Raw genomic sequence first — 306 nt, forward strand, 5'->3', positions numbered from 1 at the left:
GGCGCCGTGCTGCAGACGGTCGAGAAGGAGCAGCAGCACGTCCTCGCCGTAGGCGCTGGCGACGTACTCGCAGACCCACCACGAGACGGCGTACCAGCCCTCGGCGTCGGGCCCGGCGAACTCGGCCTCGCCCGGGAGGTCGGTCGCGCTCGCGCCGACGGACAGGGCGCTGGCGGGCAGGCGCCGCTTCGCCGGCGGCAGTGGGCGTACGGAGACGTACTCGGCCAGGCCCTCGTTGATCCACAACGGCGCCCCGCGGCCGCGGGCACCGAGCAGGGCGTGGGTGAGCTCGTGGCGAACCAGGCG

General features: G+C 75.2%; 1 pseudogene. It reads right to left on the reverse strand.

What is annotated here, in order from left to right:
- Nucleotides 1-306: pseudogene (locus tag ACOADB_RS14870) on the reverse strand (hypothetical protein); the annotation flags it as partial.

Origin of the sequence: Nocardioides sp. CPCC 206348 (genome assembly GCF_048654705.1) — a bacterium.
Classification (GTDB): domain Bacteria; phylum Actinomycetota; class Actinomycetes; order Propionibacteriales; family Nocardioidaceae; genus Nocardioides.